General features: G+C 66.9%; 9 protein-coding genes. All 9 read right to left on the reverse strand.

What is annotated here, in order from left to right:
* Positions 1 to 194 precede the first annotated feature (194 nt).
* The gene (locus APM_RS01775) at positions 195 to 1,709 is read right to left on the reverse strand and encodes a carboxypeptidase M32 (protein WP_007421643.1); all 1,515 of its coding nucleotides are present in this window, start codon (positions 1,707 to 1,709) and stop codon (positions 195 to 197) included.
* Positions 1,706 to 2,422, reverse strand: coding sequence for an SURF1 family protein (locus APM_RS01780; RefSeq protein ID WP_007421644.1), 717 nt, complete (start codon positions 2,420 to 2,422; stop codon positions 1,706 to 1,708). Before APM_RS01780 ends, APM_RS01775 begins: the two co-directional genes overlap by 4 nt.
* Before the next feature lie 4 nt (positions 2,423 to 2,426).
* Entirely contained in the window at positions 2,427 to 3,278 is an 852-nt protein-coding gene (locus APM_RS01785) for a cytochrome c oxidase subunit 3 (protein WP_007421645.1), read from the reverse strand.
* A gap of 48 nt (positions 3,279 to 3,326) precedes the next feature.
* Positions 3,327 to 3,500, reverse strand: a complete 174-nt coding sequence (locus tag APM_RS22180) for a hypothetical protein (RefSeq protein WP_013640576.1) — start codon at positions 3,498 to 3,500, stop codon at positions 3,327 to 3,329.
* On the reverse strand, positions 3,497 to 4,450 hold the full coding sequence (locus tag APM_RS01790; protein WP_007421646.1) for a heme o synthase: 954 nt from the start codon (positions 4,448 to 4,450) through the stop codon (positions 3,497 to 3,499). Before APM_RS01790 ends, APM_RS22180 begins: the two co-directional genes overlap by 4 nt.
* A gap of 119 nt (positions 4,451 to 4,569) precedes the next feature.
* Positions 4,570 to 6,168 (reverse strand): cytochrome c oxidase subunit I, encoded by a 1,599-nt coding sequence (ctaD, locus tag APM_RS01795; RefSeq protein ID WP_007421647.1) that lies wholly within the window; start codon positions 6,166 to 6,168, stop codon positions 4,570 to 4,572.
* 33 nt (positions 6,169 to 6,201) lie between these two features.
* Positions 6,202 to 7,152, reverse strand: coding sequence for a cytochrome c oxidase subunit II (coxB, locus tag APM_RS01800; protein ID WP_007421648.1), 951 nt, complete (start codon positions 7,150 to 7,152; stop codon positions 6,202 to 6,204).
* Positions 7,153 to 7,314: 162 nt separating this feature from the next.
* A complete protein-coding gene (locus APM_RS01805; protein WP_007421649.1) occupies positions 7,315 to 8,028 on the reverse strand; it encodes a class I SAM-dependent methyltransferase in 714 nt (237 codons plus the stop codon).
* A 185-nt stretch (positions 8,029 to 8,213) separates the two neighbouring features.
* Positions 8,214 to 8,343: GcrA family cell cycle regulator (locus APM_RS22905; protein WP_007421650.1), on the reverse strand; the 130-nt coding region annotated here is incomplete at its 5' end.

The following is an 8,343-nucleotide window of genomic DNA, read 5'->3' on the forward strand; positions in this document are numbered from 1 at the left end:
AGTGGGACCGGAACTACGAGGTCGAACGCACCCGCGTCGCCATCGCCGAACACATGACGGTGCTCATCGCCCTGCGGTCCGGTGCGATGGAAAAGGCCGAGCTTGCCATGGCGGTTCATCTCGCGACCTCCCGCCGTTCGCTCAAGGCCGGCCTCAAGCGCGTCGCCGCCTGACCCGCCCGGCGGCGGGCGGCCTCAGGCCAGGTAACGCGCCCGCAGATGCGCCTCGAACGAAGCGGGGTCGAGCGGCTTGCCGGTCGCCTCGACCAACAGTTCGTTGAACCCATAGCGCGCGCCGTGACCGTGGACATTGGCGCGCAGCCAGTCCCGCAGCGGGGCAAAATCGCCCTCCGCCAGGGCGGCGTCGATGTCCGGCCGCGCCCGCCGCGCCGCCTGCATCAGCTGCGCCGCGGCCATCGCGCCAAGCGTGTAGGACGGAAAATAGCCGAACAGCCCCACGTACCAGTGAATGTCCTGCAGGCAGCCCCTGGCGTCGTCCGGCGGCACGATGCCGAGCAGCGCGCGCATCCCGTCGTTCCAGGCCGCCGGCAGGTCGGCAACCGCGAGGTCGCCGGCCACCATCGCCGCCTCCAGCCGGAAGCGGAGGATCACATGCGCCGGGTAGGTCACCTCGTCCGCCTCGACGCGGATGAAACTCCGCTCGACCCGCCGCAGCCGCGCCGCCAGCCGGTCCGGCGCGAAATCCGCCGGCGGCTGGCCGAAGGCGGCGGCGAGTTGCGGGCCGAGCCAGCGCAGGAACGGATCGGATCGCGCCGCCTGCAATTCCACGATCAGCGACTGGCTTTCATGCACCGCCATGCCGGCGGCCGCGCCGACGGGCTGGCGCGCGCGCGCGCGCGGCAATCCGGCCTCGTACAGCCCGTGGCCGGATTCATGCAGCACGCCCATCAGGGCGGAGGCGAAATCCGCCTCGTCATACCGCGTGGTGATCCGGATGTCGGTCGGCGTGCCGCCGCAGAACGGGTGCAGCGAGCGGTCCAGCCGCGCACCCCGGAAATCGAGCCCGACGCGCTCGGCGAGGCGGCGGCACAGCGCCTCCTGCGCCGCCTCGGCGAAGGGCGGCGTGCCCGGCAGGCCAGCCATCCGCCCCGCCTGCCGTGCCTCGACGGCTGCCAGATTGTCCCGCAGGAACGCCTCGTAGCGGTCGAACACCGGCTCGATTTCGGCCGCGGTGATTCCCGGCTGGTAGGAATCGATCAGCGCATCGTAGGGCGAGAGGCCGAGCGTCGCGCCCAGTGCCGCCGCCTGTTCGCGGATCAGCCCGAGCAGCACCTCCAGCCTCGGGCGGACGGCGGCGAAATCGGCATCCCGCCGCGCCCCGCGCCACACCGTCTCGCAGGCCGCGCTTTCGCGGGCCACGGCCTCGACCAGATCGGCCGGCACCGCCGTCGCCCGCCGATACGCCCGCCGCATCAGCGCGAGATTGCGCCGCTCGACCGGATCGGCGGGCGGCGCGATTTCGGCGGCGGCGAGATCCTCCTCGACCTCCGGCGCCGCCAGCATCCCATGGGCGACGCCGGCGAGTGTTGCCAGCTGGTCGCCCCGCGCCGCGGCGCCGCCTTCCGGCATCACCGCCGCCTGGTCCCAGCCCAGCATCGCGCTGGCCTCGTCAATGATCGCCAGCCGCTCGAACCGCGACGTCAGGCGCTGATACGGGGTCACCGCCCCTTCGATGCTCAGGTCGTTCACGCGGTCTCCAGCAGCACTTTTCGGATGTAAAAAATATATTCGAGCACGACGACAAAGGCGAGGCCGAACCAGGTGAGCGCGTATTGCTCGGAATTGTTCGGCGGCGTCGGCAGGCTCGGCGCCGGAATCGGCCCGCCGGCGACCGGCTTCGGCCCGATCATCACCAGGGTGAACGGCGCTGCATCCGCAAACCCGAGCGCCGCCCCGATGGCCCGCGGATCGAGCTTGTAGAAAACCAGCCGGGCAAGGTCGGGGCTCGGGGCGAACGGCCCGAATTGCTGCGGCGCCTGGACATAGCCCGAAACCACCGCCGGCCCCGCGGGCAACGGCACCGTCTTCGGCGCCCGCCCCCGCACCCAGCCGAGATCGACCAGCACCACCCCGCCATCCGCGCGGCGGAACGGCACGATCAGTTGACCGCCCCGCAGCGGGCCGGTCGGCGAATTGCGGATCTGGTCGCCATAGAACGCCGCCTTGCCGGAAACCCAGGTCCCGGTCAGCGCCACCTTTTCATAGGGCGAGGGTTTTGCGGAGAGCGGAACCGGCGGCCGTAGCTGAGCGGCATGAATCTCGCGCTGGATCCGGTCCTTGTAGTGCCACCGGTGGACCTGCCAGACGCCGAGGGCGATCAGGGCGACCAGCATGAACAGGCTGATCGCCCCCATCCCGATCAGGCGCCGCCAGCGCGAGCGCGGCAAGGCCTGATCGGTCATGCGGTCAGGCGGCGGTGATGGCGCTGCGGCCGAAGTAGTAGATGCAGACGAACAGGAACAGCCACACCACGTCGACGAAGTGCCAGTACCACGCGGCGGCCTCGAAGCCGAAATGCCGTTTCTGTGTGAACTGGTTCTTCAGCGCGCGGAAGAAGTTCACGATCAGGAAGCTGGTGCCGACGATCACGTGGAACCCATGGAACCCGGTCGCGATGAAGAACACCGACGGGAAGATGCCGCCGTGATAGAAGTTGAACGGCGAGTGCGTGTATTCGTAGGTCTGGCCGCAGAGGAAGGCGAGGCCGAGAATGATGGTGCAGCCGAGGCCCTGGATCAGCCCGCGGCGGTCCCCCTCGATCAGCGCGTGGTGCGCCCAGGTGATCGTCGTGCCGGAGAGCAGCAGCACCATCGTGTTGAACAGCGGCACCGCGAACGGGTCGATCGTGGTGATATGCGCCGGCGGCCAGACCGGCTGGTGCATGTAGCCCTGGTGCGCCGGGAAGAAGAAGAAGTTGAAATAGGCCCAGAAGAAGGAGACGAAGAACATCACCTCGGAAGAGATGAACAGCGCCATGCCGTAGCGCAGGCCGATCTGGGTGACGAGCTTGTGCAGGCCGGGCGTGCGGCTTTCGCGCACCACGTCGCGCCACCAGACGAACATGGTGCTGACCGCGCCGATGAAGCCGGCAATGAGGAACCAGTAATCGTTGAAATGCGCGACGAAGATGATGCCGGTCGCGATCAGGATGGCGGACATCGCCCCCGTCAGCGGCCACACGCTGGGTTCTACCAGGTGATACGGGTGCGGCACGTGCCCCGCGATCTGCCCTTCGGCGGTATGACTCTCAGCACTCATAAGACACTCTCTCCCGATAGAAGCCGGCCGCTAAGGCCATGATTCGTTTCACCACATATGCCCGGCATGATAAAGCTTGACGACGGCAATCGCGTAGATGAGGCCGCAGAGCGCGACGAGCGCCGCGAGCAGCGCCCAGTTCCGCCCCCGCCGCCGGCGGATGAATTCCGCCCGCTCCTCCCGGCTCCAGTCCTTGCTGCTGGCCCGTTCCACCCCGGTCATACCAGATGGTCCAGAACGAGCGCGCCGAAGATCAGGAAAAGGTACAGGATCGAGAACTTGAACGCCGCCTTCGCCGGCGCGTCCCGCGTCAGGCTGACGCCATTTTCATCCTGCCGGTCGCGCAGCACCCGCCAGGAATACCACACGAACGCAAGGCCCAGCACCATGGCGCTCGCGCCATAGACCGGGCCCGCGAGGTGCAGCACGTAGGGCAGCAGCGAGAGCGGCACCAGCCACAGCGTGTAGCGCATCACCGCGAGGCGCGTGGCCTTCTGGCCGGCCACCACCGGCAGCATCGGCACGCCCGCCTTCTGGTAATCGGCCGACGCGAAGAGCGACAGGGCCCAGAAATGCGGCGGCGTCCAGAAGAAGATGATCGCGAACAGCAGCACCGGCAGCAATCCGACATGCCCGGTCGCGGCGGCCCAGCCGATGACCGGCGGAAACGCCCCCGCCGCGCCCCCGATCACGATATTCTGCGGCGTCCGCCGCTTCAGCCACATCGTGTAGATGAACACGTAGAACCCGATCGAGGCGGCCAGCAGCCCGGCGGCCAGCAGGTTCGTGGCGAGCCACATCAACAGCACCGACAATGCGGAAAGCGCAACGCCGTAGGCCAGCGCGCCATCCGGCGAAATCCGCCCGGTCGGGATCGGCCGGCCGGCGGTCCGCCGCATCACGGCATCGATGTCGCGATCATACCACATGTTGATCGCCCCCGCCGCGCCGGCGGCCATGGCGATGCAGAGGATCGCGGCAAAGCCGAGGATGGGATTGATCCCGCCGGGCGCCACGAGCAGTCCGGCCGCGCCCGTATAGACCACGAGGTAGAGCACCCGCGGCTTGAGCAGGGCGAGCCAGTCGCCGGCCGTCGCGCCGAGCAGCGACTGGTCGAGCAGCGCCGTATCGGGGACAGCGGTGGCAGAGGTGCGCAGGATCGTATCGCTCATTCCATCAATCCAGCCGGCGCGAAGATTCGCATCCGGATTTTGCCTTGCGGGAACGAGGATGGTTCTCCCCGCCGGAGAGAACCATCACCCGCCCGCTTTCGTCAGTGGCAACCCGCGCGTCAGCGGATTACCGGAACATCCTCGAAGGTGTGGTGCGGCGCCGGCGAGGGAACCGTCCACTCGAGGGTCGTCGCGCCCTCACCCCAGTAGTTGGCGGCCAGCTGCTGCCGCCCGGTGAAGATCTTGAACAGGATGTAGAAGAACACCAGCGTGCTGATGCCGGAGATCAGCGCCCCCACGGAGGAGACGTAGTTCCACCCCGCGAACGCCACCGGATAGTCCGGGTAGCGGCGCGGCATGCCGGCGAGGCCGAGGAAGTGCTGCGGGAAGAAGGTCAGGTTCACCCCGATGAAGAACAGCCAGAAATGCAGCTTCGCCGCGCCCTCGGGATAGGGCTGGCCATACATCTTGCCGATCCAGTAGTAGAAGCCGGCAAAGATCGCGAACACCGAACCCATCGACAGCACGTAATGGAAGTGGGCGATCACGAAATAGGTGTTGTGCAGCTCGGTATCGAGGCCGGCATTCGCCAGCACCACGCCCGTGGCGCCGCCGAGCACGAACATGAAGATGAACCCGATCGCCCACAGCATCGGCGTCTTCAGCTCGATCGACCCGCCCCACATCGTGGCGATCCACGAGAACACCTTCACGCCGGTCGGCACCGCGATCACCAGGGTCGCGGCCTCGAAATAGACCTTGCTGTCCACCGAGATGCCCGAGACGAACATGTGGTGCGCCCAGACCACGAAGCCGACGAACCCGATCGCCACCATCGCGTAGACCATGCCGAGATAGCCGAAGATCGGCTTCTTCGAGAAGGTCGAGACCACGTGGCTGATCACGCCGAAGGCCGGCAGGATCATGATGTACACTTCGGGATGGCCGAAGAACCAGAACAGGTGCTGGAACAGCACCGGATCGCCGCCGCCCGCCGGCTCGAAGAACGAGGTGCCGAAATTGCGGTCCATGATGAGCATGGTGATCGCGCCGGCCAGCACCGGAATGGCCAGCAGCAGCAGGAACGCCGTCACCAGGATCGACCACACGAACAGCGGCATCTTGTGCATCGTCATGCCGGGCGCGCGCATGTTCAGGATCGTCGCGATGAAGTTGATCGCGCCGAGCAGCGAGGAAATGCCGGCCAGATGCAGCGAGAACAGCGTGAAGTCGACGGCCACCCCGGGCTGGTAGGTGATGTCCGACAGCGGCGGATACAGCGTCCAGCCCACGCCGGAGCCGGCGCCGACCAGCAGGCCCAGGTTGACGAAGATGAACGCCATGAACAGGAACCAGAAGCTCATGTTGTTCAGGCGCGGGAACGCCATGTCCGGCGCGCCGATCATCATCGGCACCATCCAGTTGCCGAAACCGCCGATCAGCGCGGGCATGACGAAGAAGAAGATCATCAGCAGGCCGTGCGCGGTCACGATCGCGTTCCAGGTCTGGCCCGAGGTGATGATCGTGTTGTTCGGATGGGCCAGCTGCGCGCGCATGATCATCGAGAGCACGCCGCCCTCGATCGCGGCGATGATCGCCCAGGTGATGTAGAGCGTGCCGATATCCTTGTGGTTCGTGCTCATCACCCAGCGCCGGAAGAATCCCGGCTGGTGGTGGGCATGTTCGCCATGGGCATCGTGCAGTGCGGTCGCGGACATTGTCATATGCTCCTGATGATCGCCGACTACAGATTAACGCGTCGTTTCATCGGTGGTTGCGCTGGCCAGGGCGATGTGCCCCTGCGCGCGCGATGCGGCCTTCTTCGCCGCATCGGCCATGGCCAGCACCTCGTATTTGCGCACGGGCGGCACATTGCCCTGCGCGGCGTCGGCCTTCGCCTCGGCCAGCCACGCCTTGAACTGCTTCAGCGGAAGCGCGACGATCTCGATCGGCATGTTGTCGTGGTTCATGCCGCAGATCTGGTTGCACTCGCCGTAATAGATGCCCGGCGCGTCGATCTTGGTCCACTGGTGCCAGTACTGGCCGGGAATGGCGTAGCGCTGCACGCCGAGCGAGGGAATGAAGAACGAGTGCAGCACGTCGGCGCTGGTGATCTTGAAGACGATCTTCTCGTTCGCCGGCAGCACCAGCGGGTGATCCGCCGAAAGCCGCGCGATCTGCCCGGGTTTGATCTGGTTGTCGGGGATCGGGTACGAGGTGAAATCGACCCCCTTGGCGGCGGGATAGTCGTATTCCCAATACCACTGGTGCCCGGTGACCTTCACGGTCATGTAGCGGTGCGTGTAGTTCGACTGTTCGTAGATCAGGTTCAGCGACGGCACGAAGATCACGACCAGCAGCAACGCCGGCACCACCGTCCAGATCACCTCGATCAGCGTGTTGTGCGTCGTGGTCGTCGCCACCGGGTGCTTCGAGGCGCGGAAGCGGATGATCACGATGGCCAGCAGCAGGCCCACCAGCCCGACCACGCCCGCCATGATCCAGAGCACGAACTGCATGAGCCAGTCGATGCTCTTCTGGATCGGGCTGGCGGCGGGCTGGAACCACCATTCCCACGGCGTCGGCGCATGCACCGGAAACCCGACGGCATTCTTCGCGGCGGCAAGCGCCATCGGCGCGCCCGCGGCGAGAACCGCGAAGCCGACCAGGCCCAGGAACAGATATTTGTTGGATCGTTTCATCAGCTCCGCCAGTTCCGTGTACTCGGACCGCGTTCGGCGCGGCCGTCGAAGTCAGTTGAAATAAAAATACGTCACAGCGCAGCCGGGGCCGATTACGCCCCTTTCACGCGCATTCAACAAACTGGATATAACAGGCCCACCCCTCGATCAAGAGACCTGATGTCACAAAGCGGGCTGGTTCCCCTCGCCCCGCGGATTGGGGAACGAAATCAGCCTGAAAAGCCCGAAGGGTCGCATCCGCGCCACACTCAGCCGCCCCCGCTGGTCGGCGGGTATCAGCCGCTCGATCGCGAAATCGGGGTGCCAGCCCAGCGCCCGCGAGGCCGGCGCCAGCGCCCGCTCGATCCACACCATCGGGCCCGACTCGGCGGCGAAATGGTTGACGAACAGGATCAGCCCGCCCGGCCGGACCACACGGCGGAGTTCCGCCGCCAGGCGGCGCGGATTCGGCACCACGGAGGCGACGAACATCGCCACCGCGATGTCGAACCGCCCGTCCTCGAACCCGGTCGCCTCGGCGTCGAGTTCCAGCAGCTGTTCGACATTCCGCAGCCCTTCGCGCTTCACCCGCGCCCGCGCGCGGTCCAGCATGTCGGTCGAGAGGTCGATGCCGGTGATCCGCTTCTCCGGCCGGTAGTGCGGCAGCGCGAGGCCCGTGCCCACGCCCACCTCCAGCACCTCGGTGCCCGGCGCCCTGTTCACCGCGTCCACCGCGGCGCGGCGGGCCGGCGCCGAAACCGCGCCGAACACGCCGTCGTAGATCCCGGCCCAACGCCGATACGCAGCCCGCACCGCATCGGCGTCGAGCGCGGAAGCGCGCCTGGCCAGCCTCTCGGCCTCGCCGGTGTTGGGGGCGCTCTTGTAGGCTTCGCTCATTTTCGGACGCTGCTCCTGTCGACCCGTCACTTGCGACCGACGATCGGCAGCGCAGCACGCCCGCCAGGGGCGCAAGACAGCAGACCGAAGGCGCGTGCCTCATGCCCGCGGCGCGGGCAGGACAAACACTGCGTGAAGCGGGCCGGACATGCAAGCCCGGAATTCATCTCCGGCGGCAAAACACCTCAGGCGACGTCCTCGCGGCGGTCGCGCACCCGCACATAGGCGATCTCGGCATGCGGCTGGCAGTAGGGCTTGCCGTTCATCGCGGGATCGCCGCAGAACCGGAAGCTCGGCGTTCCGGGCTCGCCGATC

This window comes from Acidiphilium sp. PM (assembly GCF_000219295.1).
In the GTDB taxonomy this organism is placed as follows: Bacteria; Pseudomonadota; Alphaproteobacteria; order Acetobacterales; family Acetobacteraceae; genus Acidiphilium; species Acidiphilium multivorum.

Bases quoted from the DNA above. Each gene is read 5' to 3' on its own strand.
- APM_RS22180 (WP_013640576.1), bottom strand. From the start codon at position 3,500: ATGACCGGGGTGGAACGGGCCAGCAGCAAGGACTGGAGCCGGGAGGAG.
- APM_RS01790 (WP_007421646.1), bottom strand. From the start codon at position 4,450: ATGAGCGATACGATCCTGCGCACCTCTGCCACCGCTGTCCCCGATACG.
- coxB (WP_007421648.1), bottom strand. From the start codon at position 7,152: ATGAAACGATCCAACAAATATCTGTTCCTGGGCCTGGTCGGCTTCGCG.
- ctaD (WP_007421647.1), bottom strand. From the start codon at position 6,168: ATGTCCGCGACCGCACTGCACGATGCCCATGGCGAACATGCCCACCAC.
- APM_RS01785 (WP_007421645.1), bottom strand. From the start codon at position 3,278: ATGAGTGCTGAGAGTCATACCGCCGAAGGGCAGATCGCGGGGCACGTG.
- APM_RS01780 (WP_007421644.1), bottom strand. From the start codon at position 2,422: ATGACCGATCAGGCCTTGCCGCGCTCGCGCTGGCGGCGCCTGATCGGG.
- APM_RS01805 (WP_007421649.1), bottom strand. From the start codon at position 8,028: ATGAGCGAAGCCTACAAGAGCGCCCCCAACACCGGCGAGGCCGAGAGG.